Source organism: Chryseobacterium carnipullorum (assembly GCF_900142785.1).
Classification (GTDB): Bacteria; Bacteroidota; Bacteroidia; order Flavobacteriales; family Weeksellaceae; genus Chryseobacterium; species Chryseobacterium carnipullorum.
In genome coordinates this window covers 57,601-82,464 of record NZ_FRCD01000013.1, presented here as the reverse complement: position 1 = coordinate 82,464, position 24,864 = coordinate 57,601, and the positions used below count along the sequence as shown (strand labels likewise).

At 35.1% G+C, this 24,864-nt stretch carries 25 protein-coding genes, 1 tRNA gene, 1 pseudogene and 1 CRISPR repeat array; of the genes and pseudogenes, 7 read left to right on the top strand and 20 right to left on the bottom strand.

The features are described 5' to 3' along the window. Positions 1-21: 21 nt before the first annotated feature. The 7 genes from BUC06_RS15110 to BUC06_RS15080 all read right to left on the bottom strand — a co-directional run bounded on the left by BUC06_RS15110 (position 22) and on the right by BUC06_RS15080 (position 6,569). A complete protein-coding gene (locus BUC06_RS15110; RefSeq protein WP_083564091.1) occupies positions 22-459 on the bottom strand; it encodes a hypothetical protein in 438 nt (145 codons plus the stop codon). A 22-nt stretch (positions 460-481) separates the two neighbouring features. Next, complete coding sequence (locus BUC06_RS15105; RefSeq protein ID WP_139263371.1) at positions 482-964, bottom strand: hypothetical protein; 483 nt, start codon at positions 962-964, stop codon at positions 482-484. A gap of 836 nt (positions 965-1,800) precedes the next feature. Continuing rightward, complete coding sequence (locus BUC06_RS15100; protein WP_139263370.1) at positions 1,801-3,273, bottom strand: tetratricopeptide repeat protein; 1,473 nt, start codon at positions 3,271-3,273, stop codon at positions 1,801-1,803. A 194-nt stretch (positions 3,274-3,467) separates the two neighbouring features. Further along, a complete protein-coding gene (locus BUC06_RS15095; protein WP_073334850.1) occupies positions 3,468-3,959 on the bottom strand; it encodes a phosphatase PAP2 family protein in 492 nt (163 codons plus the stop codon). Between the two features lie 23 nt (positions 3,960-3,982). After that, complete coding sequence (locus BUC06_RS15090; protein ID WP_139263369.1) at positions 3,983-4,216, bottom strand: hypothetical protein; 234 nt, start codon at positions 4,214-4,216, stop codon at positions 3,983-3,985. A 3-nt stretch (positions 4,217-4,219) separates the two neighbouring features. Then, positions 4,220-5,188 (bottom strand): phosphatase PAP2 family protein, encoded by a 969-nt coding sequence (locus BUC06_RS15085; protein ID WP_073334848.1) that lies wholly within the window; start codon positions 5,186-5,188, stop codon positions 4,220-4,222. 826 nt (positions 5,189-6,014) lie between these two features. After that, positions 6,015-6,569, bottom strand: a complete 555-nt coding sequence (locus BUC06_RS15080; protein WP_073334847.1) for an OmpH/Skp family outer membrane protein — start codon at positions 6,567-6,569, stop codon at positions 6,015-6,017. A 368-nt stretch (positions 6,570-6,937) separates the two neighbouring features. On the opposite strand from BUC06_RS15080, the gene BUC06_RS23875 reads away from it, so the two are divergent. Continuing rightward, positions 6,938-7,114: a hypothetical protein gene (locus tag BUC06_RS23875; protein ID WP_164466262.1), complete on the top strand. Its 177-nt coding sequence runs from the start codon at positions 6,938-6,940 to the stop codon at positions 7,112-7,114. A 547-nt stretch (positions 7,115-7,661) separates the two neighbouring features. Here the strand turns inward: BUC06_RS23875 and BUC06_RS15075 are convergent. Then, positions 7,662-7,746, bottom strand: a tRNA-Ser gene (locus tag BUC06_RS15075). 213 nt (positions 7,747-7,959) lie between these two features. Next, positions 7,960-8,187, bottom strand: coding sequence for a glyceraldehyde-3-phosphate dehydrogenase (locus BUC06_RS15070; RefSeq protein WP_073334846.1), 228 nt, complete (start codon positions 8,185-8,187; stop codon positions 7,960-7,962). A gap of 168 nt (positions 8,188-8,355) precedes the next feature. Here BUC06_RS15070 and cas13b point away from each other — a divergent pair, with 168 nt between their 5' ends. Beyond that, a complete protein-coding gene (gene cas13b / locus BUC06_RS15065) occupies positions 8,356-11,826 on the top strand; it encodes a type VI-B CRISPR-associated RNA-guided ribonuclease Cas13b (protein WP_139263368.1) in 3,471 nt (1,156 codons plus the stop codon). Between the two features lie 144 nt (positions 11,827-11,970). Continuing rightward, positions 11,971-12,468: direct repeats of the CRISPR family, unit length 36 nt; unit sequence GTTGAGACATATCACAATTTTAAGGGTATTCACAAC. Positions 12,469-12,709: 241 nt separating this feature from the next. After that, positions 12,710-13,072: a helix-turn-helix domain-containing protein gene (locus BUC06_RS15060; protein ID WP_073334844.1), complete on the top strand. Its 363-nt coding sequence runs from the start codon at positions 12,710-12,712 to the stop codon at positions 13,070-13,072. 895 nt (positions 13,073-13,967) lie between these two features. Here BUC06_RS15060 and trxB read toward each other — a convergent pair. The 3 genes from trxB to holA form a co-directional block, all read right to left on the bottom strand. Then, entirely contained in the window at positions 13,968-14,909 is a 942-nt protein-coding gene (gene trxB / locus BUC06_RS15055) for a thioredoxin-disulfide reductase (RefSeq protein ID WP_073334843.1), read from the bottom strand. Positions 14,910-15,140: 231 nt separating this feature from the next. Next, the gene (locus BUC06_RS15050) at positions 15,141-16,034 is read right to left on the bottom strand and encodes an alpha/beta hydrolase family protein (RefSeq protein WP_073334842.1); all 894 of its coding nucleotides are present in this window, start codon (positions 16,032-16,034) and stop codon (positions 15,141-15,143) included. 55 nt (positions 16,035-16,089) lie between these two features. Beyond that, entirely contained in the window at positions 16,090-17,127 is a 1,038-nt protein-coding gene (gene holA, locus BUC06_RS15045; RefSeq protein ID WP_073334841.1) for a DNA polymerase III subunit delta, read from the bottom strand. Between the two features lie 7 nt (positions 17,128-17,134). On the opposite strand from holA, the gene BUC06_RS15040 reads away from it, so the two are divergent. From BUC06_RS15040 to BUC06_RS15030, 3 genes are all read left to right on the top strand, one after another. Beyond that, the gene (locus BUC06_RS15040) at positions 17,135-17,566 is read left to right on the top strand and encodes a type I restriction enzyme HsdR N-terminal domain-containing protein (RefSeq protein ID WP_073334840.1); all 432 of its coding nucleotides are present in this window, start codon (positions 17,135-17,137) and stop codon (positions 17,564-17,566) included. Positions 17,567-18,090: 524 nt separating this feature from the next. After that, complete coding sequence (locus BUC06_RS15035; RefSeq protein ID WP_073334839.1) at positions 18,091-18,702, top strand: HAD family hydrolase; 612 nt, start codon at positions 18,091-18,093, stop codon at positions 18,700-18,702. A gap of 158 nt (positions 18,703-18,860) precedes the next feature. Next, a complete protein-coding gene (locus BUC06_RS15030; protein WP_073334838.1) occupies positions 18,861-19,604 on the top strand; it encodes a dienelactone hydrolase family protein in 744 nt (247 codons plus the stop codon). 105 nt (positions 19,605-19,709) lie between these two features. On the opposite strand, the gene BUC06_RS15025 is transcribed toward BUC06_RS15030, so the two are convergent. From BUC06_RS15025 to BUC06_RS14995, 8 genes and pseudogenes are all read right to left on the bottom strand, one after another. Beyond that, on the bottom strand, positions 19,710-20,069 hold the full coding sequence (locus BUC06_RS15025) for a cupin domain-containing protein (RefSeq protein WP_073334837.1): 360 nt from the start codon (positions 20,067-20,069) through the stop codon (positions 19,710-19,712). Next, on the bottom strand, positions 20,066-20,593 hold the full coding sequence (locus BUC06_RS15020; RefSeq protein WP_073334836.1) for a GNAT family N-acetyltransferase: 528 nt from the start codon (positions 20,591-20,593) through the stop codon (positions 20,066-20,068). The genes BUC06_RS15025 and BUC06_RS15020 overlap by 4 nt, the downstream gene beginning before the upstream one ends. Positions 20,594-20,596: 3 nt before the next feature. Next, positions 20,597-21,202: a DUF2911 domain-containing protein gene (locus BUC06_RS15015; protein ID WP_073334924.1), complete on the bottom strand. Its 606-nt coding sequence runs from the start codon at positions 21,200-21,202 to the stop codon at positions 20,597-20,599. Between the two features lie 183 nt (positions 21,203-21,385). Continuing rightward, positions 21,386-21,445 (bottom strand): annotated as a pseudogene (locus BUC06_RS24310) (methylated-DNA--[protein]-cysteine S-methyltransferase); the annotation flags it as partial. Between the two features lie 171 nt (positions 21,446-21,616). Continuing rightward, the gene (locus BUC06_RS24305; protein WP_262487920.1) at positions 21,617-21,745 is read right to left on the bottom strand and encodes a hypothetical protein; all 129 of its coding nucleotides are present in this window, start codon (positions 21,743-21,745) and stop codon (positions 21,617-21,619) included. Positions 21,746-21,892: 147 nt separating this feature from the next. Beyond that, positions 21,893-22,759: a hypothetical protein gene (locus BUC06_RS15005; protein ID WP_073334835.1), complete on the bottom strand. Its 867-nt coding sequence runs from the start codon at positions 22,757-22,759 to the stop codon at positions 21,893-21,895. Between the two features lie 39 nt (positions 22,760-22,798). Further along, positions 22,799-23,359, bottom strand: a complete 561-nt coding sequence (locus tag BUC06_RS15000) for a DinB family protein (protein ID WP_073334834.1) — start codon at positions 23,357-23,359, stop codon at positions 22,799-22,801. A 54-nt stretch (positions 23,360-23,413) separates the two neighbouring features. Then, positions 23,414-23,932 carry a Crp/Fnr family transcriptional regulator gene (locus BUC06_RS14995; RefSeq protein WP_073334833.1) on the bottom strand — a complete coding sequence of 173 codons (519 nt, stop codon included), beginning with the start codon at positions 23,930-23,932 and terminating at the stop codon, positions 23,414-23,416. Between the two features lie 76 nt (positions 23,933-24,008). Here BUC06_RS14995 and BUC06_RS14990 point away from each other — a divergent pair, with 76 nt between their 5' ends. After that, the gene (locus BUC06_RS14990) at positions 24,009-24,863 is read left to right on the top strand and encodes a hypothetical protein (protein WP_073334832.1); all 855 of its coding nucleotides are present in this window, start codon (positions 24,009-24,011) and stop codon (positions 24,861-24,863) included. Position 24,864: the final 1 nt, after the last annotated feature.

The following is a 24,864-nucleotide window of genomic DNA, read 5'->3' as shown; positions in this document are numbered from 1 at the left end:
TCAATTCGTATTGATATCAGATCAATCTTCCTTATTGAAATGTATTATTTTGTATTCTTTACTAATAATTAGTAATAATCTGGGTTTAATATCATAGCTTAATTTCTCTCCGGATTTAATTTTATAATAGAATTCAGCATCATCAGGATTGGCCCTTACTATCTTTACTGGAAAAATTTCTGTAGAAGTATTGGTTACAGGAAGCATAATGGCGATTACCTGCTCTTTAGAAAAATCAATTGCTGTTGGCATTCCGTTTTCTCCCATATGGGCTGCTGTCCCAAAAATTTCATCAAACTCTTTTTTGGATGTAATGACTTTTTCGGCAGGTGTGTTTATCGCTTGGGCATTTTTTACAAAATAGTTTTTTGCAACCTTGAAGGTAATTGACTCTGATTTGTTGGTATTTGTTTTACAGGAAAACAAGAGGACGAGGAAAATGATAAATACGTTTTTCATTTTTAATTTGGATTTAGTAAAGTTAAAATGTCTTCAGTTCTAAAAACTTCAGAAAATAACTTGCAGTAGCCATAGCACTATTCCCTGTTGATCTGATAAAATTGATAAAGTTCTTATTTTCAGGAGCAGGATTTATTTTTATTTCTGTACTAAGTCTGGCCATATGTTCTTGTTCTTTTAGTATTTTTCTTTGAACTATTTTTGCTATCGACTCTTGGCGTTTAGAAGAACTATTTTTATCCTGAGTTTTTGATTGTGCAATGAATTCAGCCTTGCTGATGTTTCCTTTAGTATAGACAGAAGCTGCAGAAATGCAAATTGGGGATTTTTGGTTTTCTACAGCTCCAGAATTTTGGTCACACGAAACCATATCATTGGATAGATATATACCATTATTTTGCTTTTGTGCTAATTGTGCTAAAAGGAAAACAGGCATCAAAAATAAAATGAGTAAATGCAGGCGAAAAATCACCTTCCTATTTTTTACAAGAAAATTTGTGTCCAAGTAGTACATCTTTTTTGTGTTTTGTTTTTCTAGACACAAATGTATATCTGAAACAACTTACAAGAGCAAAAAACAGATACAGCATAAATACATCACCCAAACAAAACACTCATTACCAGAATTTTAAATGAAAGAAAAATCAGGATTTCAAAAAAAAAATTGAAGAATATCAGTTTTCCACAAGAGATTTTAGAAATGATAAAGATTCATATCTGATCTAAGATTGAGTTTTTTCTCAATCTACTTTTTTGATTTGGACGAATCTATGTTGCATAAAAGTAAACTCAGCAATGCCTTTGGAAGAAAACCCTAACCAAATTAGAGCACAAAGTATAAGAAAACATTACGGTGAAATTCATGAAATTTTTCGAACAACCCATTGAATTAAGATCTTCACGCATTACTGCAATTCGTCTGTCCAATATCTTTATTTCGTCTTATTTCCGGGAAATTATTTCTTAGCTTCCATATTAGCTTCTTTTTTTTTCTTATTCTGATGATACGAATAAATGAGCGATACTGAACTTAGAACCCATGCTGCACATCCCTATTCAGTACTCCCCTTTCTTCAGTTTTTTCTTCTTCTATTTTTTATAGATAGTCCTTTTCCTTTGGTTTTTAAGCTTTCCACACTGTGTCTTTAACTTAATATAATAGTGCATCACTGGTTTTACTTTTATAGACGTAAATTTATAATCAGGATCACTTAAAAGGATAAGAAACAAATACCGCATAAATACAAGACAATTATAAGCATGTTAGCTGTAACATTAATTAGATTTGAAATAAATTAAAACAGAATCACACAATCTAATTAAAAAATAGATGTAAGTAAACTAATTGTTCACCAAAGACTTAATATATTGATAAAGATCTACATCTGATCCAAGATTGAGTTTTTTTCTCAATCTGCCTTTCTTTATTTGTACGGATCTGTGTTGCATAAAAGTAAATTCGGCAATGTCTTTTGAGGAAAATCCTAACCAAATTAAAGCACAGAATATAAGATTGTCTTTAGTTAAAGTCGGATTGATTTCCAAAAGTTTTTGGGAAATATCAGGGTAAACTTCCTGAAATTTTGCTAAAAATCCAATATCATTAGTCTTTGCCAACTGCATTATTTCTTCGTGTGCATCTACAATTCTACTTTTCAGTTTCAGAGTTTCGCTTTCTTTTTGGGAAATTATTTCTTTGCTTTCTAATATCAGTTTCTTTTTTCTCTTGTTCTGATAATACAAATAAATGAACAATACTAAACTCAAAGAACTCACAATACTAGTATATATTAGTATTGTTTTTTTTAGTGTTTTCTTTTCTTCAATTTTTTCCTCTTCGATATTTTTTATGGATATTTCTGCTGTTTTTGTATTCAATCCACTAATTGTATCTGTTATTCTTATTAGATTTTCCAGACTTTCATTTTCTTTATTTTTATCACCTAAACCTTTATAGCATAAAGCCAAATTTTTATAAATATCTTGAAGCAGATCCTTGTTATTTTCTGTTTTATTGTATAAAAGTGATTTTTCTAAATATAGTACTGCATTAGCGTAATCTTTTTCTCTCATAAAGTAGATTCCATAATAATAATTGGTAACAGAAATTTGATGAGAATCAATTTTTTTGCCATTTTTTTTAATCACTTGCACTGCTTTATTGAGGTACTTTCTTGCAGAGTCTTGGTTTGGAGAATAATCGAGATAATGATTGGCTATCGTAGAAAGAATACCTGGACTTTCATCTATTTGATTTGCTTTTTTTATATAGATTATTGCAGAGTCCTTATTTTCAACATTATAATAAAGGGTTCCTCTTATTGCATAAGCGTATTGCAAAAATTTCTTTTTTTCATAGCTGTTTTCGATGTTTTTTCCATAGTAAATGGCTTTAGAATTATGCTTAAGAGCTATATCATTTAGATTTAACTCATAATATATTCTAGAATATACTTGATATATACTCCCTACAGTAAAATTATCTGTGGAATACTTATCAGAAAGCTTTTTTGCAGTATTAAGATACTTTACAGCCTCGTCAGACTTACCGACGTCTAAATATTCATCAGCTAAACTAGTATAAACCCAAATAATTCCTTTTTTATAATCCTCTTTTTTTACTTTTTCAAGCATTTTCTTATTCCAAAGAATGATTTTTTCTACGGGAATATTGTTATTACCCATTTCTCTGGGTTTATTTAGAAGAATTGAATCATACTCTTTATGTTTAATGTTTTGGGGAAATAGCATTACAGATGAGAAAAAAATCCCAATAGTAAATAAAAATTGAAATAAGTATTTAAAGTATTTCATTGAATGCTAAAATAAAAATATTTTTAGAAAAAAACTATTAAATTGATTAAATATCAGGCATATTTTGTTTATATAAATAATTTCCTAAATCAAATTCCGTTATAATTAATATCCCATACCAGATTTTATTAGGATGAAATATTTAAAGGAAAGATTATTACATAATTAATTACAGGTTCTTTAAATCCCATTTTTTATTTTATACTAATTACAACTCCTGCACCATAAGCATTTTTATCTATAACAGGGTATCCAATTAAAGAAATTCGTTTATTAAAGATATCTCCATGTGTAAATTTTGAAAGTGGACCCCAATGGTTTACTACAACTGCAATTCCTATCCCCAAACCAGCTCCAGTTAATACATCACCAACCCAATGTCTATTGTTAGTAACCCTCAAACATGCTGTAGCAGCAGCAAATATATAGCCCGAAGAAGCATACCAAATATTGGAATCTTTATATTCTAAGAACTGTAAGGTTGCCAGATTGAATGCTAAAGCTGAATGGCCTGAAGGAAAAGAATTACTAGTAGAATGATCAGGCCTTAGACTTTTAAAACCTGATTTGCCTACATAGATAACACTTCCGGTAATTAGGGATGAAATGATACTATTAAAAGCTCTTTGTTTGTAATTATGCCTGGCTTTAAACCCTAATAGATCTCCTGAAAATATTGCTACCACAGGGACATATTGTGTATAATCATCTATTTGGTTTTAAATTTTCCCCCGGTAGCCCCTCTTACACTTTTTTGAAGGTCATCTTCTACCGAAGGTATCTTTAAAACCGCTCCAGCAGTGATAAGACCTGCCGGTAAAATTAATTGTTTGTAACTAAACCTTCTGTCGTCCTGTTTTACATCAACAACAGGTAATGAATTTTGAGCCTCTATAAAAAAGGGACACATGTAAATAAATACATGCAAAATATGTTTTTTCATAGACTAAAAAGAAATTTTTAATCCTAACATATTATATCCAAGATCACGGGATGCCATAAAACTCATCTTATAATCTCGACCTTTAGTACTGGCCTCTGACTGTGAATATCTACTTTTAGAAATCGTTTTCCCAATAAAATATCCCATAAGCAAAGCTAGAGGGTAATCTGATGCCCAGTGAACACGGCTCTGCATCATCTGAAAGCATAAAGCACCAGCCAATGTATAACCTACCGGCTTTATCCATTTCGCATCAGGATAATTATCTGCAATCACCGTCAAACCAGCCATGAAAGTAGTTAAATGTCCAGATGGCATAGCATCATAATGGGGGGTATCTTTCGCAAATGCTGAAAAACTTGGAAATGGCGTCCAATGACCTCCAGGATGATTGTTGTCTATAGCAATAAATGGACTTTCTCTTCCCATGATTCTTTTGATAGTTTGAGAAAAAACTCCCGAAAGTATTAAGCTTTCTATCAGTCCACTTGCAGTGGCCTGAGCTCTGTAGTCATTTTTTATAAACCCATACGCTCCGAAACCAATTCCCAAAAGAACAATCGTTGATCCATTTCCAATCAGATACAGCCCTGAACCAATATCCTTGGGTATTTTAATAAAACCTGCCGCTGTGCTGTAATTATTATCCACGTTCATTCCCCATTGATCAGCCAGATCTCTGGAATTATCAATTAATTTCTGGTCGAAAGGTAGCAGTATTAATGTACTGGCAACTGCGCCACCTAAATAATACGCATGATTCTTCGCAACAAAATCCTTGTTGATATCAATGAAATTTTTAGGCAATTTGGTAATAAAGTCAAAAAGGCGGGGCTTTGTGTAGGTTCTGACGGAACCATCTTTTAAGGTGTAAACTTGTGAACTTGGCAAGCTTTTTATCTCTATGCTATCGCTTTTTTGAGCATATGTAAGTATAGAGACTGGTAATAGTAACAGTCTAATTTTTTTCATAAAATGTGTGTTTACTAACCTTAATTAACGGTTAGTATTTAGTTTAGGAATTTTCCAGTTGTGGAAAGTAGTGCCATAGTGGGAGTAGTTGTATTCGGGCTTGCATTTTATTTCTCACTTACCACTTCGGAAACCCACGACAGGGATCTTGAACCTACTGATATCTTTACTGTAATATAGATTAATGTATCTTTTTCACTATCAGTATATAATGTATTCCCTTTATTGGTAAGCTCTTGTCTGGTAAGTCTGGGTACGGTAATGCCATCTTTTTAGATAGATTAATGGGTTTGTAACAACATCAAGTAGGTTACCTGAGAAGCTGTATTGATTTGTTGAAAGAAACAATATGTCAAGGATGCTGAGATTGAACTTCGCGTATTAAAATTTAAGTCAAATTATATAAACTCGTTAATACTTAAACAATAGGTTTTAAATTGTTTTCCTCATTTTTTATTAATTTATAAAGTAAAAAAGAATTACTATTTCTACGAGTGTAAATTTATTGGAAAATGGAATAATCAGACTTAAATGATAGTCATCATGCATGCGTCATGAATACATCATGTGGAAAAAATATTCTTATTTTGAATTCAACTATTATTCAAAAAATAAATGACTCCTTCCTCCAGCAATACAACAAAGAGGCTTTGATATTTTATGAATTTTCTTAACTTACTGTCTGTTCAAATGCAGCAACTCCAAATTTGTTGCATAGTGTTATAATTTTTTTTTGCACTAAAGCCTAAGTTTCCTTAGGCTTTACTGATTTTTAGTATTACCTTGTGTTTCTAGAATCGCGAGTGATAACTTGTAGTTAATTATATCATTTTTTTATAGTAGTAATACCTAATTTAGTTTTTACAATCGGAGTAATATCTTCACCTCCTTCCCAGAATACTAAATCACTTCCACTTTGTCCGTTTGCGATATTAAAAACGTAAGCCAAACTTTTATCTTTAGATACAGATGAAATAGCTGCCGCAACTTTAGCTTGAATAGGCTGAAGGAGCTCACTTTGTTTAGCAGCAATATCTTGAGATGCTTTATTTCGTGTATCTTCAATACGTTTTCCTAACTCCTGAATTTCTCCATAAGCTTTTTCTAATTCCTTAGTAAGAGATTCTCTGTTTGTTTCGCTTAAAGTTTTTTCTTTTGCCTGAATCGCTGCTGCTTTTGTTTGATATTCTTTAATGATGCCATCAATATAAGCCTGTTTTTGCTTTCCTAAAGTTTGTAAAGTCACTTGAGCCTCTTTGGCTTCAGGTAAGTTCATCAATATTTCTTCTGAATTAATGTGACCTAGTTTTTGTTGCGCATTTACTATATTAGCAGTAGATATTAACCCTGTTACTGCAATTAAGTTAATTAACTTTCTCATTTCTTTTATTTTACTTTGTTTTCTAATTGTTTTTGTAAATAATTGACGGAAGAAAATAATGACTTTAATTCCATCTGGCTGTAAGCAAATAGAAAATAAAGTAGGATCACAAATCCAATCAACATAGTATTAATAATCATACTTTTAAAATTTCTTATTTATTGCCCTTCAAAATTATTAATCATTTTGTTTCTCCGATAAAACCTACATACACCATATATACATCATATATACATCATGTGTACATCAATTTATTTTTTTATTTACGGTTCATCTACATATCATTAAAGTTTCAAAAAAGAGTTTTTTTTAATATAAAATTATCAAACAAATAAGTTTCTAAAGACCGTCTTTCTACTTCTTTAGTAATGAGTATGTATTATTATGGGCATAAAAAAGACGACCAACCCATTATTTCAAAATTACTGGATTTGGCGGCGAGATATCCTACAAGGGATTTGAAACTTATTACGGTAAGATACGTTTGGAAGATGTGCTTTGGAACAGAAAAAGAGTTCTTCGTGTTTATCGAAATATTAATTTAAAACTAAGAGTTAAGCGCAAACGTCGTATTCCGTGTCGGATTACAGAGAAGCTAATCGTTCAAGGCACAGTCAATGAGACCTGGTCAATTGACTTCACGAGTGATGCTTTATCTAATGGACGAAGGTTTAGGGTTCTGAATATCATTGATGATTAGAATAGGGAGGCATTGATTAATGAAGCATTTTATTCAATTCCAAGGGTCCGATTGGTACAAAGATTAAAATAATTAATCACCTATAGACCTAAGCCCAAGCGTATAATAACCGACAACGGTCCTGAGTTTTTATCCAAGGTTTTTGTGACTTCTGTAAAGATAATGATATTGAATTGCAATATATACAACTGGTAAAACCTGCACAAAATGCATGTATTGAACGCTTACAGATAAGATGTTTTGGATGCATACCTGTTCGGGGCTTTAATAGAAGTAAATGCCATAGCTTATGAGCGGCAGATCGATTACAATTTTGACTATACCAGATAAGATCAATACATCTTATTCAGGAATAAAAAAGCCTTAGAATAAATTTTCTAAGGCTTTTTTTGCGGAGAGAGAGGGATTCGAACCCCCGGACCTGTTACAGTCAATAGTTTTCAAGACTATCGCAATCGACCACTCTGCCATCTCTCCTGAATCCCGGTGATACCGTTGTTTTCAGTGGTGCAAATATAAAGCGATTTTATATTTCTGCAAAACTTTTCCCTGATAAATTTTAACGAAACTTAATAATAGGCTTAAAATCAGGGGAATTATTTTTACTCATTTCTTTAAAACAGATCCCTAATATTACGTTCCGGAACTAAAAGTACAGTCTTTGTACTACATTTGGGACTTTTGTTTTGTTTAGCTCTCCTTCTTCTCTTCCCGATCTACGATTGAAATGAAACTATTTTTCAGAAAATCCGACGGATATACAAACTGATCTCCGTTTTCTCCCTTCACCACAATGGCGCCTTGTTCATCGTTCAGGCATTTGTCCAGCTGGGTTTGCATTTCATTCAGTTTTCCCTCCTTTACATCAATGGTGTAGGTTCCTGTGATGTGTTTTATTTTTATGATTTTGTTGTGCATGTTGTTTTTTTGATTGGGGGATAAATTTAGGGATTTTAGTTTAAGTGAGAAGATGTTTTTGATGAACTCTAAAAACAGTATAAGCTGAATAAGAATATGTCTTTATGGCTTTCCTTTTTTCACGTATCATATTAATTCTTATCTTGGAGAAATTTCTTATAAATAACTATGAATACAAGAGTAACTGGTATGGGAGTTTCATATGACCATACTAAGAAAGAGGATAAACATTTTTTTGGAGGTTTTCTTAATCTTGCACAAGATAATATCACCGCAGTAATTAAAGCATTCTGCATCAAGTTTGATAAAAATCCAATGAGCTCTGTTCAGTTTGCAGAATCATGTTTTACGGATAAAGATTCTGATACCGATTTTCAGAATAAAGTACGATATGTTAGAACCCATCTACCAGTCATTGGATACCTAAATTATGGGGGCGACAGAAATACATTCAGACAAAAACTCTCAACACTTTTAAAAGCGGTAGATTCTTTAAGAAATTTTTATACACATTACTATCATAGTCCGCTTGCTCTTTCTACAGAATTATTTGAACTTCTTGATACTGTTTTTGCTAGTGTTGCTGTAGAAGTAAAGCAACATAAAATGAAGGATGACAAAACAAGGCAACTCCTAAGCAAAAGTCTCGCTGAAGAGCTTGATATCCGCTATAAGCAACAGCTTGAAAGATTAAAAGAGCTTAAAGAACAGGGCAAAAATATTGATCTGCGTGATGAAGCAGGAATCAGAAACGGAGTACTGAATGCAGCTTTTAATCATCTTATTTACAAGGAAGGTGAAATAGCCAAACCTACTCTATCATACAGTTCTTTTTATTATGGGGCAGATTCTGCAGAAAACGGGATTACCATTTCACAAAGTGGTCTTCTGTTTCTATTGAGCATGTTTCTTGGCAAAAAAGAGATAGAAGATCTTAAAAGCAGGATAAGAGGCTTTAAAGCAAAAATAGTAAGAGATGGTGAGGAAAATATCAGTGGATTGAAGTTTATGGCAACACATTGGATCTTCTCCTATCTTTCTTTTAAAGGAATGAAGCAACGACTCTCTACCGATTTTCATGAAGAGACCCTACTCATTCAAATCATCGATGAACTTAGTAAGGTTCCGGATGAAGTTTATCACGATTTTGACACAGCCACAAGAGAAAAGTTCGTTGAAGATATAAATGAATACATAAGAGAGGGAAATGAAGACTTCAGTCTGGGAGACTCTACTATTATACATCCCGTCATTAGAAAGCGTTATGAAAATAAATTCAATTATTTTGCAGTTCGTTTTCTGGATGAGTTTATTAAATTTCCATCACTGAGGTTTCAAGTACATTTGGGTAACTTCGTGCATGACAGACGTATAAAAGACATACATGGAACCGGATTTCAGACTGAAAGAGTCGTGAAAGACCGGATTAAAGTTTTTGGAAAGCTTTCAGAAATTAGCAGCCTTAAAACGGAATACATAGAGAAGGAACTTGACCTCGATTCAGATACCGGATGGGAAATTTTCCCCAATCCGTCTTATGTTTTTATTGATAATAATATTCCGATATATATTTCAACTAACAAAACATTTAAGAATGGCAGCAGTGAATTTATAAAACTCAGAAGAAAAGAGAAGCCTGAAGAAATGAAGATGAGAGGCGAGGACAAAAAAGAGAAACGTGATATTGCAAGTATGATTGGAAATGCAGGCAGTCTAAACTCTAAAACTCCCCTTGCAATGCTTTCGTTAAACGAGATGCCCGCTCTTTTATACGAGATACTGGTAAAGAAAACAACTCCTGAAGAGATTGAGCTTATTATAAAAGAAAAACTGGATAGCCATTTCGAAAACATTAAAAATTATGACCCCGAAAAACCTCTTCCGGCATCGCAAATAAGCAAAAGACTTAGAAATAATACTACTGATAAGGGGAAGAAAGTTATAAATCCAGAAAAGCTTATCCATCTAATAAACAAAGAAATTGATGCTACTGAAGCTAAGTTTGCTTTATTGGCTAAAAACCGTAAAGAACTTAAAGAAAAGTTCAGAGGGAAACCTTTAAGACAGACTATATTTTCTAATATGGAACTGGGACGGGAAGCTACATGGCTTGCTGATGATATTAAACGGTTTATGCCAGACATTTTACGAAAAAACTGGAAAGGTTATCAGCATAATCAGTTGCAGCAGTCTTTGGCCTTTTTTAATAGTAGACCGAAAGAAGCTTTTACTATACTACAGGATGGCTGGGACTTTGCAGATGGCAGTTCTTTTTGGAACGGCTGGATCATCAACAGCTTTGTAAAAAATAGAAGCTTTGAATATTTTTATGAAGCCTATTTTGAGGGAAGAAAAGAATACTTTTCATCTCTAGCTGAAAATATTAAACAGCACACTTCAAATCATAGAAATCTCCGCAGGTTTATAGATCAACAGATGCCTAAAGGTCTGTTTGAAAACCGTCATTATCTGTTAGAGAATTTAGAAACCGAGAAAAATAAAATCCTATCTAAACCTTTAGTTTTCCCCAGAGGCCTTTTTGATACAAAACCAACCTTTATAAAGGGAATAAAAGTAGATGAACAGCCAGAACTATTTGCAGAATGGTATCAATACGGATACAGTACTGAGCATGTATTTCAAAACTTCTATGGCTGGGAAAGAGATTATAATGATCTACTAGAGAGTGAGCTTGAAAAAGACAATGACTTCTCTAAAAACAGCATACATTATTCCAGGACCAGTCAGCTAGAGCTTATTAAACTAAAGCAAGATCTTAAGATTAAGAAAATAAAAATACAGGATCTTTTCCTTAAATTGATAGCAGGACACATTTTCGAGAATATTTTTAAATATCCGGCTTCATTTTCACTGGATGAGCTTTACCTTACGCAGGAAGAAAGACTGAACAAAGAACAGGAAGCACTCATACAAAGCCAGAGAAAAGAAGGAGATCACAGCGATAATATAATAAAGGATAATTTTATAGGGAGTAAAACAGTGACTTATGAGAGTAAACAGATTTCTGAACCGAACGTGAAACTTAAAGATATTGGTAAGTTCAACAGATTTCTTTTGGATGATAAGGTGAAAACGCTTTTGTCCTATAACGAAGATAAAGTATGGAACAAAAATGATTTAGACCTTGAGCTTTCTATTGGTGAAAACTCATACGAAGTGATTCGAAGAGAAAAGCTGTTCAAGAAAATCCAGAATTTTGAGCTTCAGACATTAACTGACTGGCCGTGGAATGGTACAGATCACCCTGAAGAGTTTGGAACTACTGATAACAAAGGTGTCAACCATCCTAATTTTAAAATGTACGTAGTAAACGGCATTCTTCGGAAACATACAGACTGGTTTAAAGAAGGCGAAGATAATTGGCTGGAAAACTTAAATGAAACTCATTTTAAAAATCTTTCTTTTCAAGAACTGGAAACAAAATCAAAATCCATACAGACTGCATTTCTAATCATCATGATAAGGAATCAGTTTGCCCATAACCAATTGCCAGCGGTACAGTTTTTCGAATTTATTCAAAAAAAATATCCGGAAATACAAGGAAGTACAACTTCAGAATTATACTTGAATTTTATTAACCTTGCTGTTGTAGAGCTATTAGAGCTATTAGAGAAATAGACAGAGCTTTGCTCTATTAACCGTTCTTTGAATTTTTTGAAATTTTTAAGCCTAATCATTTTATTTACATGAAATATTACAATCCATTGTATAACATACTATAATAACAAACACAATCAAAAAACTAGACTATGAAACCAAGAGGTTGAGACATATCACAATTTTAAGGGTATTCACAACAGCTGCTTATCAGCATCCATTACTTCGGCTGTTGAGACATATCACAATTTTAAGGGTATTCACAACTGACGCGGCCATCCCCCAAGTACCCCACCAGTTGAGACATATCACAATTTTAAGGGTATTCACAACAGATTCTAAATTCTGCCTGGCTGATGAAGGGTTGGGACATATCACAATTTTAAGGATATTCACAACCACGCATATAAAGGAAAACCACGAAACCTAGTTGGGACATATCACAATTTTAAGGATATTCACAACCATACTCAAACATCACTCATTGTATGGTTTGTTGGGACATATCACAGTTTTAAGGGTATTCACAACTACTATCTTTTATTGATTGTTTTTGAACGAGTTGGGACATATCACAATTTTAAGGATATTCACAACATTCTTTTATTGAGTTAAGTAGTTCTTCGAGTTGGGATATATCACAATTTTAAGGGTATTCACAACGACATGAAGTTAGCATTACCAGCGTCAACAGTTGGGACATATCACAATTTGAAGGTATTCACAACGCCACATTTCTTACTGCCATTGTCGGTTTTGTTGGGGCACGCCACAGTTTGAAGGGTGCTCACAACAAATTATTATTACTTCTAAAAAAATACTCTAAAGCTTGCCTTAAATGCTCTAATCCTTAATTGTCACCAAAATTTTTTTTCTATATTTGTACAAAACACACCCACACCCTATGGAAAAGCTAAGAACTCTAAGAAAACAAAGAGGCTATACGCAGGAGTATATGTCCAATATTATTGCTACCGATGTATCCAACTACAGCCGTAAAGAAAGCGGTGATGTGAGAATATTTGATGATGAGTGGGAAAAGCTGGCTAAAGCTTTGGACGTTAAAGTAGAGGATATTAAAGAAGATAAACCGGGAAATACAGTCAATTTTAATGACTCATCTACCAATTCTGGAACTGCAATTCTTAACAATAATTACAACATACCTGATTATATCTTAGAAAACCAGCAAGAATATATCAACCTTCTGAAGGAGCAGATAGAAGCCCTAAAAGCGGAAAATAAAAGATTAAAATCCAGAAAATAAATCTGTACGACAGATCATGATATCCAAACTGCTCCAGACCGGAAGCAGTTTTTTTGTTTGTGGCCGTTACCCCGTATTATTATTTAATCACAAAAGCTTTTTAATTATTTAAACACTTTAGTTTTAAAAGTTTTATCAGCATGAAAATAAGAAAAATACAAAAGCAGAAAATCAAAGATTTCCTTGAAAACTTAAGTGTACTTCTTGTACGCAATCTTTTAACTTAAAATAACTAAAGTGTTTAAAAACTTTTGTGACTTTTGTGGTGGATGTTATTCTTTTTTAAACCACCCCGTCAAAAATTCTTTGAATTTTCGACACCCCTCCAGTGGAGGGGAATGTTGATCCCTGCTAACTAAAATGGGTTTAACAGATGTACTATTATCATGAAGAAAATCTTTGATTTTCATGAAAACTTAAGTGTACTTCTTATGCGTAATGTATTTACTTAAAAATAACTAAAGTGTTTAAAAAACCTTTGTGACTTTTGTGGTGGATATTTGTTCTGTTTTAAACCACCCCGTCAAAAATTCTTTGAATTTTCGACACCCCTCCGAAAGAGGGGAATGTAGATCCCTGCTAATTAAAATGGGTTTAACAGATGTACTATTATAATGAAGAAAATCTTTGATTTTCATGAAAACTTAAGTGTACTTCTTGTACGCAATCCTTCAACTTAAAATAACTAAAGTGTTTAAAAAACTTTTGTGACTTTTGTGGTGGATGTTTGTTCTGTTTAAACCACCCCGTCAAAAATTCTTTGAATTTTCGACACCCCTCCAGTGGAGGGGAATGTGATGCTCGCCAGTTATAATTTTTGTGGGAAGAATCGGGAGTAAGTGACATAAAAAAAGCGTACCCGGTGGGTACGCTCTGTATTGTAAAAAGCTGGATATTAATGTAATTCAGCAAGATATTTCTCTGCATCCATCGCAGCCATACATCCGCTTCCTGCAGCCGTGATCGCCTGTCTGTAGATATGATCCTGAACATCTCCAGCAGCAAATACTCCCGGAAGATTGGTTCTTGTAGATCCTTTTTCAGTAAGGATATATCCGTTTTCATCAAGATCGATCTGTCCCACGAAGATATCGGTATTCGGCTTGTGACCGATCGCGATGAAGATCCCGTCTACATCAACTGAAGATTTTTCCTGAGTCTGGTTGTTGATGATCATCGCTCTTTCTACCAGGCTGTTCTCTCCTTCAATTCCTATTAACTCATGGTTGAATTTCACTTCGATGTTCGGCGTGTTTTCCACTCTGTGAATCATCGCCTTAGAAGCTCTGAAAACGTCTTTCCTTACCAACATCGTTACTTTTCTCGTAAGTTTCGCAAGATAAGTAGCTTCTTCTGCCGCTGTATCTCCCGCTCCTACAACTACCACATCTTTTCCTCTGTAGAAGAATCCGTCGCACGTAGCACATGCTGAAACACCGCCTCCTGCATATTTCTTTTCGTCATCAAGACCCAGATATTTTGCCGTAGCCCCGGTAGAGATAATCACCGTTTTGGCGAAGATCTCTTTATTTCCTGCGTATAATTTGTGAACACCGCCTTCTTCTTTGGAGAACTCAGCTTTGGTGATCATTTCGTAATGAACTTTCGTTTCAAATCTTTCCGCCTGCTTCTGAAGATCCATCATCATTTCAGGTCCTGTAATTCCTGCCGGATATCCTGGAAAGTTATCAACCTCCGTAGTTGTGGTTAATTGTCCGCCCGGCTCCAAACCGGTATATAATTCTGGTTTCAAGTCTGCTCTTGCTGCATAAATAGCCGCTGTAAAGCCAGAAGGCCCGGATCCAACGATCACACAATCTAAAATGTTTTGTTCCATAATTTACTTTGTTCAAAAAGATTTTAATTCAGACCGCTAATTTCGTAATTTTTAATGTTTTATTAAAGTATTTTTAATGATACTTGTCAATATGAAATATGTAGACTGTCGATGAATGGTTTAGTGAGTGCGAGATTGGGTAAAGTGATATAGATCGCTGGGTTAAGGGGAATGAAATATAATTTTTCACTCTTCATTCTTCACTTTTCACTCTAAAACCCTCCACACCAACTACTCCACCATCCACTTCACCAGCTCACTCCCATCCACAATATTCCATGAATGCGGATGTTTTGTTCCGTTTGCCCGAATTCCGCGGTCTTGGGTTTGGATGAGTTCCGTATGTTTATTTCCTGCTTTCAGTAATGTTTGATTGGCTTTTTCCAGTACGTAGGCATTAAGTTCTTCGTAGGTTCTGTTTTTCTTTTCCAGCTGCCATTTCAGGTCTGGTTCGCAGTAAAATCTTGTTTTAATATTCTTAAGATATTGGATATTACCTTCATCAGCGGGTGCAGACATTAAATAGGGTGAAAACGTTTTATATTTTTCACGGTTAATATCCGGTTTTCCTATTTCTTTTTCCAGAAGTTCAGTCAGGAACTTTGCTTCTTCTACGGCTTCGGGATCAGCATTTTTAGCTACATCTTTTCTAGCATTATCGTACAGCTTTTCAAGATCAATTGGAGAGTCTACAACCAGCAGACCTTTGGGCTGTATAGGATCATGATTTTTAATTAAAAAAGTAGCCAGAAGAAGTGCGACATTTCCACCCCCGGAAAAACCTCCGATGTAGATATGATCTGTGGAAATTTCATTGCGCTTAAATATTTTGTGTAACGTTTTTGCGTATTCCTGTTTTTCAGATTCCGTTAAAAATAATTTCTGATTATAATCTAAAAGAATCGTGGTAATCCCTTTCTTTTCGATGCCTTTTAAAAATCCGGCTTCAGTTTTCGTATGTTCAATAGTACAGGGAAAGCAGGGAAATAAAATAAGGACCGCTTTCTGATCCTGTGCAATAGTTAATTCATAATGACTGCCTTTTATCGTCTGCCCCGAAACATTCTGAGTCGCAAAAACCATTAAAAACACAGATAAAACAATCAGGAAAACACTTTTTATCATATCAACAAAAAAATAAAACCCTAAAACACTCTAAATCTAATACTCTCAAAACTCCCTACACCTTCATTTTAATTTTATCAATATTGATGATCTTATACACCAATTCCTTGATGAGTTCCGCTTCTCCCATATTAACCGCTCCAAGGCCTTTTCCTTTCATATCAAATTCTCTTAAGATCGAAATTACTCTGGTCGCGTGCTTCAGCGGATACAGTCTTGCACTTTCCGCATAATCTTTGATAAAATAGGGATTGACACCCATTTGTGAAGCGATAACCTGCGGCGACTGTCCGGACATCGTCTGGTAAATAATCACATTGGAAAAATAACTGTAAAGATTGGCCAGCATCATGACAAATGGGTTGTTTTTTGGATTTTTACCCATAAAATGAGCGATCCTGAAAGCGGCATCTGCATTTTTGGTTCCTAAAGCTTTCTGAAGCTCAAAAACATTGTATTCTTTACTGATTCCGATATGATTTTCTACGATCGTTCCGTCCAGGATTTCGCCTTCTTTAAGGATGATTTTTAGCTTGTTCAGTTCGTTGGCAATTCTTGAAAGATCGTTTCCGAGATATTCTGCAAGCAGATGGGCAATATTCGGGGCTGTTTTGATTTTCAATTGTGCACATTCATCAGCGATCCATTTGGGAAGATTGGAATCTCTCACGGATTCACTTAAGAAAAGGGCTTTGGCTTTGTCTAAAGCTTTTGTCGCTTTTTTTCTGCTGTCCAGTTTCTTGTGTTTATGGGCAAAAACCAGTACCGTAGAAGGAACAGGATTGTCCACATAGGCTTCCAGCACCCGGTTTTCTTCCTCATTGAATTTCAGATCCTGAGCTTCCTTGACGATGATCAGCTGCTTGTCCCCCATCATCGGGAACTGTCTGGCCAGAGAAAGGATCTCCTGATAAGAAGTATCTTTTCCGTACACCACCGTCTGGTTAAAGGCTTTTTCATCTTCCTCCAGAAAGTCGTGTTCAAGCACTTTTACAGCAGCATCAATAAAGTAAGGTTCTTCTCCGTGGAAAAAATAAATAGGTAAAACTTCTTTATTTTTAATATTTTTGAGGATTAAATCTAATTCTTTCATCTTATTAATGGAACTTCCAAAACTGAATTTTCAGGAAACTTTTGATTTTAAATTCAAGAAAGACAAAGATAAGTTTTTTATTTATGACTTGGTCCGCAAAACTTACCTTCTGCTCACTCCTGAAGAATGGGTGCGCCAGCACTGGATCCACTATTATCTTACGGTAAAAGGGTATTCTGCCTCTGCCCTCATTACTGAAAAAAAGATCCTTCTGAACGGCCTCACCAAAAGAATCGACCTTCTGGTGACGGAGAAAACCGAACCCATCATCCTGATCGAATGCAAAGCCCCACAGATCAAACTGACAGAGAAAACATTTGAACAGACTGCACGGTATAACTCCATTATCGGAGCGCAAGAAATTATCCTTACGAATGGCCTTCATCATATCAATGCCTATTACGAAAACGAACAGTATCAGTTTTATAAACCTGAGTAAACAGTTGATATTTTCAACCACAAAAATTTAAAACCATAAGAAAACCCGTTAATCCAAACCCCAATTCCCGGGTCTCTCTCCCATTCCCCTCCTCCGGAGGGGTGGCGAAAATTCAAAGAATTTTTGACGGGGTGGTTTAAAACAGAACAACTATCCACCACAAAAGTCACAAAAGCATTTTGTTTGCACACTTTAGTTATTTAAGTTAAATAAATTACGCATAAGAAGTACACTTAAGTTTTCATGAAAATCTCTGATTTTCTCTTTATGGGAGCTTATTATTTTCAAGATGGTAAAACTTTTAAATCTAAAGTGATCTAAACTGTTTTACATTAAAAAATTTTGGGACTTTTATGGCTAAATAGTATAGGTAAGGTTTATAATTTCTTTTGATTTTCTATTGATATGAACTTAATGTTTTCAGAATAATAATCTTTTGAAATTTATGTATTCTAAAGGGTTTAAATATCAAAACTTTTGCGACTTTTGTGGTTAAATAAAATTAAAAAAGTTTAAAAACATCTATGGAAATTAAAAATATCATCTTCGATTTTGGCGGTGTACTAATGGATTGGGATCCCAGATATTTCTTTAAAGATTATTTCAATGATGATGAAAAAATGGAATACTTTCTGGAAAACATTGCTCACTCTGAATGGAACGAACAACAGGATAAAGGAAGAAGTCTTGCTGAAGGGACCGATATCCAGGTGAAAAAATTTCCTGAATGGGAAAAGGAACTCAGAGCCTATTATGACAACTGGACGGTGATGCTGAAAAGTGATATTCCGGAAAATGTAGATATTTTAAGACGTCTAAAAAATACAGAGTATCACTTGTTCGGACTGACGAACTGGTCTGAAGAAACTTTTCCATACGCATTGGAAAACTATGACTTTTTTCAAATTTTTGACGGAAAAATCGTTGTTTCAGGAACAGAAAAACTGATCAAACCTGATCCGAAAATCTGGCATGTCCTGATGGAAAGATATGACATCCAGGCCGGTGAATCTCTTTTCATTGATGATAATCCAAAGAATATTGAAATGGCTAAGTCTTTAGGCTTTATCACCATTAAAATCAATCCTGATACGGATCTGAAACAGGAACTGGAAAACGTAGGCGTTAAGCTCTGATTGGTTTCCAGTTTTAACAATTATATTTATCCTCATGATCAGTTATTTTCAGTAATTTAGATGAGGATTTTTTATGTCCGATAACGGTCAAACATTACAAATGACCTATTCACCATGAGAACAGGCATGCATTTGATCCTTTAATTAAATTACAAAATATGATACGTACCCTTTTATTAACCGCTTGTATAATGAGCACAGGAACCGTTTTCGGCCAGAAACTTAAAACCATTTCCTATAAGGACGGAACACAGAAACTGAATGGCCTTGTCACTTCCAACGCTGGAAAAAAACTTCCTGGTGTTTTGATTCTTCCAGCCTGGAAAGGGATTGATGACGAAGCTAAAACCGCTGCTGCCGAACTTGAAAAGCAAGGTTATATTGCCTTTATTGCCGACATTTACGGAGAAGGAAATATTCCAACAGACAATGCTTCTGCCGGTAAAACTGCGGGATACTACAAACAGAATTATGAGGCCTACCAGAAGCGTATTTCTCTGGCTCTGGACCAATTGAAAAAGAATGGAGCCGTTTCCAGTAAAATTGCTGTGATTGGCTATTGTTTCGGAGGAACGGGTGCTTTAGAATCTGCAAGAGGAAGCCTTCCGGTTGTGGGAGCAGTTTCTATTCATGGAAGCATCGGAAAAGATCAGACCAGAAAAAACGGACCTATTTCCACGAAGATTTTAGTTGAAAATCCAGCGGACGATCAGGGAGTCACTCCGGAAGATTATAATAATTTAATCAAAGAAATGAACGAAGGCAATGCGGACTGGCAGATCATCACTTATGCTCACTCAAAGCATACCTTCACCGATCCGAAATCACCTGATTATAATGAAGTGATGGCAAAAAGAGCGTGGAATCATACGCTGCTATTTTTGAAGGAAATACTGAAATAAATTTCATTTATTTTAATGTAACAATCTATCAATTTAACAGTGTAACAATACTTTTATCGAAAAAATCGAATTGGTACATTGTTACACTGCTGAATTGGTATATTTTTAAGCTTCCCTGTTCACCAATTCCATAGAAAAGGCAGCAAGACAGATAGCAACATAATCACAAGGTTCTGAGAACGGGTTGCTGTAACGCACTCTTGCTCCTTTTTCTATCAGAATACTCTGTCCTTTTTCAAGAATGACAATTTCTCCATCGATTTCAAACTGCTTTTTTCCCGAAATAATAAGGGTAAATTCATCAAATTCAGGAGTCTGATGCGGCTCACTCCAGTCCGGTGGTGCCACCATGTGGGCAATGGATACATTAGAGTTTCCTGTGGAGTTTCCCCAATGTTCTTCGATCAGTTTTCCGTCTGTAGTAGGAACTACAAAGGGTGATTTCTGGATTTTATATTTTTTCATGAGTGATTCTCTTTTTTAATTTCATACACAAAATTAGTTCTTGTAGGCTCTGCGAAATAGGCGACTTCCTCTTCTGCAATCTTCTCTCCGCCAATTCTTTCCAAAGCCTTTTGGGAGCGGAAATTCTCCTTACCGATGTGGAAATGCACTTTATCTACAAACTGGAAGATATAATCGAGCATGAGTTTCTTTACCTGCGGATTAATTCCCTTACCCCATGATTTTGTTCCATAAAAGGTATAGCCAATGAAAATACGGTTTTCCTCTTCATCAAAGTTATAAAACCGGGTGCTTCCCAAAACATCACCGGAAGATTTTTCTATGATTTTAAAAGCGCCTCCGCTTTCCATCGCTCCCAGAAAAAAACTTTCAAAAACTTCTCTTTTATAGCGGTCTTTGTTGGGATGCTGCTCCCAAACCCGCGGATCGGAAGCCACTTCATATACACACTCAAAATCCCCTTGCTGTAAGGGGATTAATTGGTATTCCTGATTTTCTAAAACAGGTTGGATTGAAAATTTCATTGCTTAGCTTTTTGCTTTTGCTGCGTCAGATTCTATTTTCTTGATTTCTTTCAGTTTATCTGAAATTTTGATTACCGCATCAGGTTTTGCTGGCTTCAGAGCCACTTCTGCCTGAACCATATCCCACTTAATGACTAAGTTTCCTGAATTTTCGTCGGTAGGGTTCAAAGTAATTTCAAACCATTCCTGCTTATCCGCCAGTTTATTGACAGGTACTGTAATATCTACCACATCCTGTTTTGGATCATAGGTATAAGCGCCCCACTGCTGGAAATCTTTATTCAGGATCACCTTCCATTCTTTTTCTGTAGGAACGATGAAAAGACCGTAAGTTCCTGCCGGAACCATTTTTCCACCGAAATTAACAGACTGTCCGAATGTGATTTTAGTAGATGAGTTCGCTCCTGCTCTCCAAACCTGTCCGTAAGGAACAAGTTCTCCGAATATCTTACGCCCTTTCACTCCCGGTCTTCCGTAATCGATGCTGATTTTAGACATTGAAAACTGCTGCTCTACCTTCTGACGCGGACTTGCAGCCGGTACTGAGTAATCCTGAGCAAAACTTAAAGCCGAAGCTGATAGGCAAAGTGCAAATAGTAACTTTTTCACGTGTAAATTTTTGCCTAAATTTACAAAAATCAAAATAAAATAGCCTTTTCTAATTCCAATAATTTTTGCTTTCTCCGGAATCCTCCTGCATAGCCCACCAGCTCTCCGTTTGAGCCAATGACCCCGGTGACAGGGCATCAAAATAGCAATTTTATTAATACCTTTCGCCGTTCCTACGGTACGTATTTCCTTGGGATTTCCTGAAAACTCAGATGGCTGTTTGTAGGTTCTGGTCTCTCCCATCGGAATCTCGCGCAACAGCAGACAAACCTTCTCCTGAAACTCGGTTCCGGTGATGTACAGAGGAATATCAAACGTTTGTCTTTTCCCTTCAAAATATTCTTTCAGCTCTTCTTCAAGCTGTTTAAAGTGTATATGATCTCCTTCTTCAATTTCCGCTTTTAATACTTTTGATCAAGAGATAAACTGTTTTTCAAAATTCTTCCGGTCGGTAAACTCAAGCAGACATATTCCCTGTTCTACAGCACAGGCAATCATTTCTCCCAGTGGAGTTTGTATTGTTTTTTGGTAGATGATTTCCATTGATTGAAAAATAAAAGAGGCTGTTTCAAAAGTATCCCTCTCTCGGACTCGGACTCCTGTCTGACAACTTTTGTCATTTAGGAGATTCTCAGAGCGTTGGTTTACCTTTTGAGACAGCCTCTTTAAATGTATATAAAATTACAATGCTTAATACCCGTAAATAGCAGATACTTTTAGATAATTATTGGGATCATTCTCTTTATAGTAGATCGTGGATGGTAAACCGTTACTTTGATACTGGTAAAAAGTATTGAACTCACCCATAAGATTTTCATCTTGAACAGTGGAAAAATATGTTTTCTTCTTAACCACATTATTTTTAGAGATCTGAGAATAATCACGAAGCGAAAAGATATTATAGCCATAACTCGGCAATCCTAAAATTCTGTTTTTATCAATCAAAAAATTAGGATTTATATTCTGATCATATTCATAGATTGTAGTATGCGTCAACGCAGCTGCATTTTCGCCCTGATAGGTTTCTACTTTAGTAACATTTTGGTTAGTGATGTAGATTTTAAACATCATTGTATTATTGATCTGGCCTAAATAATACTTGGTGTAATCTCTTGCAATAATAATGTCATTAGAAGGGTATTCAAAAGTAGTATATACTTTTCCATCCAGAGGCTGCTCTAAAACTTCTGACTTTGAAAGCTTTTGATTAGTGTAAGTAAGTTTTCTCCGTATATCCAAAGGATTGTGGAGGTGCAGTTGAGGATACATATAACCTGTTATTGATATTCCTGACAGCAGACCATTAACATAGGTTAGGCTTTCAGTATAGTTACCATTAATATCCCAGACTTTAACCAACTGATCATTATTGTATTCAAATTTAAAGTCAAGTTTCTCATAAAGGAAAGTAACTCCATTGACAACATCTTCATCCTTGAGGGTTAAAGTTTTAATTTTTAGTAGCGCAGGATCGTTTGTTATCAGATTTTCTGAATCGTCTGAACTTCCACAAGACAAGACAGAGAGGAACAAAATTCCCAGTAGATATTTCTTCATAAAAAGACTTATTAGCGCGGCTAAAGTATGAAATTTACCCTAAATGCATACCGCTTTTAAAATAAAAATTTTCTCAGCCTGACTGATATGTCTTGCATTATGATAGATCATAAAACGAAAAGTATCCCCCAATTTAAGTTTGACCAATTTTGAAATGCTGATATTAGTTTTAACTTTATTAAGATCAATATTCCTTGCTTTTTCGAGTAATTCCAGTAATTGCTGCTGTTGTCTGATGAACTCTTCCACCACCCTTTTATCCAGTTGGCTGTTAATAGGGTTCATGCTTTTAAAAGTTTTCATCTTCTTTAATTTTTCCACGGGAAGCATCGATTGAGCAAAATAGTTTCCTAAAATTCCTGATTTAAAAATTGGCGCAGGACAAGTTTGGGAAGCTGAGATTCTATGACTGATCTCAGGGATATAAAAGTTTCCGTAGCGGTTCAGATGTTCCAGACATTCCAGTACGCTCCAACTTTCATGTGAGGCTCTGGAATTGAGTTTTGCCTCAGACTCATGCAGAAGATTTTCCGCTACATGACTATGTTCCTGAACCTGTATTTTCAATTCATTCAATAATTGTGATGTAGAAATTTTCATTGATGATTTTTATACAAATTTCGGGATCCGTTTTTTCTTAAATCTTGACTGAACTCAAGATTTTTTGAGCCTGGACAAAGTTTCCGGAGACATTCTGAGGTAATTGGCGATGTATTTATTAGGAACTTCCTGAAAAAGCTTCGGACTTCTTTTCAATACTCTGTTAAAACGTTCTCGTGGAGAATTGATCAGCAGGTCTTTTTCTCTTTCAATCTGTTGTAAAACGAGATCTTCCAAAACACTGTTCCAAAACTTGAGATTCTCTTCATTTGAATGAATAAATTCATAAAAATCTTTTTTAGAAGCTATCCTTACAAGCGTTTTTCTGATCGCCTGCATATAAAAACCGGAAGGCTTTCCGGACAAAAATGAATCCAGTGAAACAATAATATTTCCTGTATATCCGAAGCGGATGATGCGTTCTTCATTTTCATCCATCATATAGATCCTGATGCTACCCTTGTCTATAAAATAAATATCGGTATCTGTGCTTCCTGCCATCTTGAGAAATTCATTTCTTTTGAATTCTTTTTCCCTCCAATGAAGGCCACTGTTAAGTAGTTTTTGAATCATTTGACATTCCTGTTTGCTGTTTCAAAGATAATAGGTAATTTTAAAATTCCTGATTTTAACCACTAATCACTTTACAATGTTCAAAAAAACAAGCCTTATTCTCCTCTTTTCTGCGGGTCTTTTCAACATACATGCACAGCAAACCATCCCTTTCAGAATCACCAAACATAATAATATCATTGTGAAAACACTGGTCAATAAAAAGGATTCTCTGGATCTGATGTTCCAGATCGCGATGGAAGACGCCGCTATTTCCCCGGAAAGACAGCGCAAAGCAGATCATATTATTTTCAACAAAGAGGAAATCAGCGAAAATAATACGGTGCAGATTGGAAAATTAACTCTTAATAATGTCCGTTTTTCGGATAATCAGCTGGCTGGCCACGAGGCTGACGGAAAGATAGGAACAGTCCTGTTTGGAGGAAAAGCATTTAAGATCGATTATGACCATAATCAGTTCATTGTCTATGACAAAACACCGGAAGTAAAAGACTTCCAACCTATTAACACGATGTATGACCATGAAGCTTTTTATATTGTAGCTGATAACGTTATTGACGGAAATAAGCAACAGGAAGCTTATTTTGTCCTTCAATCCGGATATTCAGGAGGGTTGTTGTACAGTAATGATTTCGCTGCCGAAAAAGAGCTGGACAAAAAACTGAAGATCACAGGAGAAAAGACATTAAAAAACTCCAGCGGGAAAAGCATCATCACCAAACAGGGCATACTTCCTTTTTTGAAAGTGGGAAATAGTGTCCTAAAAGATGTTTCAGCAGGATTTTTTATCGGTGACCTAAAAAAACAGACAGTCAATTATTTTGGTGCCGATCTGTTGCGAAGATTCAACTGGATCTTTGATGCAGACCGAAAAACAGCGTATATCCAACCGAGTAAGTATTTTTCGGAACCTTATTATAAGATTAATTAGC

Bases quoted from the DNA above. Each gene is read 5' to 3' on its own strand.
- BUC06_RS15020 (WP_073334836.1), bottom strand. From the start codon at position 20,593: ATGAAATTTTCAATCCAACCTGTTTTAGAAAATCAGGAATACCAATTA.
- BUC06_RS24305 (WP_262487920.1), bottom strand. From the start codon at position 21,745: ATGGAAATCATCTACCAAAAAACAATACAAACTCCACTGGGAGAAATG.
- BUC06_RS15100 (WP_139263370.1), bottom strand. From the start codon at position 3,273: ATGAAATACTTTAAATACTTATTTCAATTTTTATTTACTATTGGGATT.
- BUC06_RS15030 (WP_073334838.1), top strand. From the start codon at position 18,861: ATGATACGTACCCTTTTATTAACCGCTTGTATAATGAGCACAGGAACC.
- BUC06_RS15050 (WP_073334842.1), bottom strand. From the start codon at position 16,034: ATGATAAAAAGTGTTTTCCTGATTGTTTTATCTGTGTTTTTAATGGTT.
- BUC06_RS15070 (WP_073334846.1), bottom strand. From the start codon at position 8,187: ATGCACAACAAAATCATAAAAATAAAACACATCACAGGAACCTACACC.
- BUC06_RS14990 (WP_073334832.1), top strand. From the start codon at position 24,009: ATGTTCAAAAAAACAAGCCTTATTCTCCTCTTTTCTGCGGGTCTTTTC.
- BUC06_RS15090 (WP_139263369.1), bottom strand. From the start codon at position 4,216: ATGAAAAAACATATTTTGCATGTATTTATTTACATGTGTCCCTTTTTT.
- BUC06_RS15060 (WP_073334844.1), top strand. From the start codon at position 12,710: ATGGAAAAGCTAAGAACTCTAAGAAAACAAAGAGGCTATACGCAGGAG.
- holA (WP_073334841.1), bottom strand. From the start codon at position 17,127: ATGAAAGAATTAGATTTAATCCTCAAAAATATTAAAAATAAAGAAGTT.
- BUC06_RS15025 (WP_073334837.1), bottom strand. From the start codon at position 20,069: ATGAAAAAATATAAAATCCAGAAATCACCCTTTGTAGTTCCTACTACA.
- BUC06_RS15110 (WP_083564091.1), bottom strand. From the start codon at position 459: ATGAAAAACGTATTTATCATTTTCCTCGTCCTCTTGTTTTCCTGTAAA.
- cas13b (WP_139263368.1), top strand. From the start codon at position 8,356: ATGAATACAAGAGTAACTGGTATGGGAGTTTCATATGACCATACTAAG.
- BUC06_RS15040 (WP_073334840.1), top strand. From the start codon at position 17,135: ATGGAACTTCCAAAACTGAATTTTCAGGAAACTTTTGATTTTAAATTC.
- BUC06_RS15035 (WP_073334839.1), top strand. From the start codon at position 18,091: ATGGAAATTAAAAATATCATCTTCGATTTTGGCGGTGTACTAATGGAT.
- BUC06_RS23875 (WP_164466262.1), top strand. From the start codon at position 6,938: ATGAGTATGTATTATTATGGGCATAAAAAAGACGACCAACCCATTATT.
- trxB (WP_073334843.1), bottom strand. From the start codon at position 14,909: ATGGAACAAAACATTTTAGATTGTGTGATCGTTGGATCCGGGCCTTCT.
- BUC06_RS15085 (WP_073334848.1), bottom strand. From the start codon at position 5,188: ATGAAAAAAATTAGACTGTTACTATTACCAGTCTCTATACTTACATAT.
- BUC06_RS14995 (WP_073334833.1), bottom strand. From the start codon at position 23,932: ATGATTCAAAAACTACTTAACAGTGGCCTTCATTGGAGGGAAAAAGAA.
- BUC06_RS15000 (WP_073334834.1), bottom strand. From the start codon at position 23,359: ATGAAAATTTCTACATCACAATTATTGAATGAATTGAAAATACAGGTT.
- BUC06_RS15080 (WP_073334847.1), bottom strand. From the start codon at position 6,569: ATGAGAAAGTTAATTAACTTAATTGCAGTAACAGGGTTAATATCTACT.
- BUC06_RS15005 (WP_073334835.1), bottom strand. From the start codon at position 22,759: ATGAAGAAATATCTACTGGGAATTTTGTTCCTCTCTGTCTTGTCTTGT.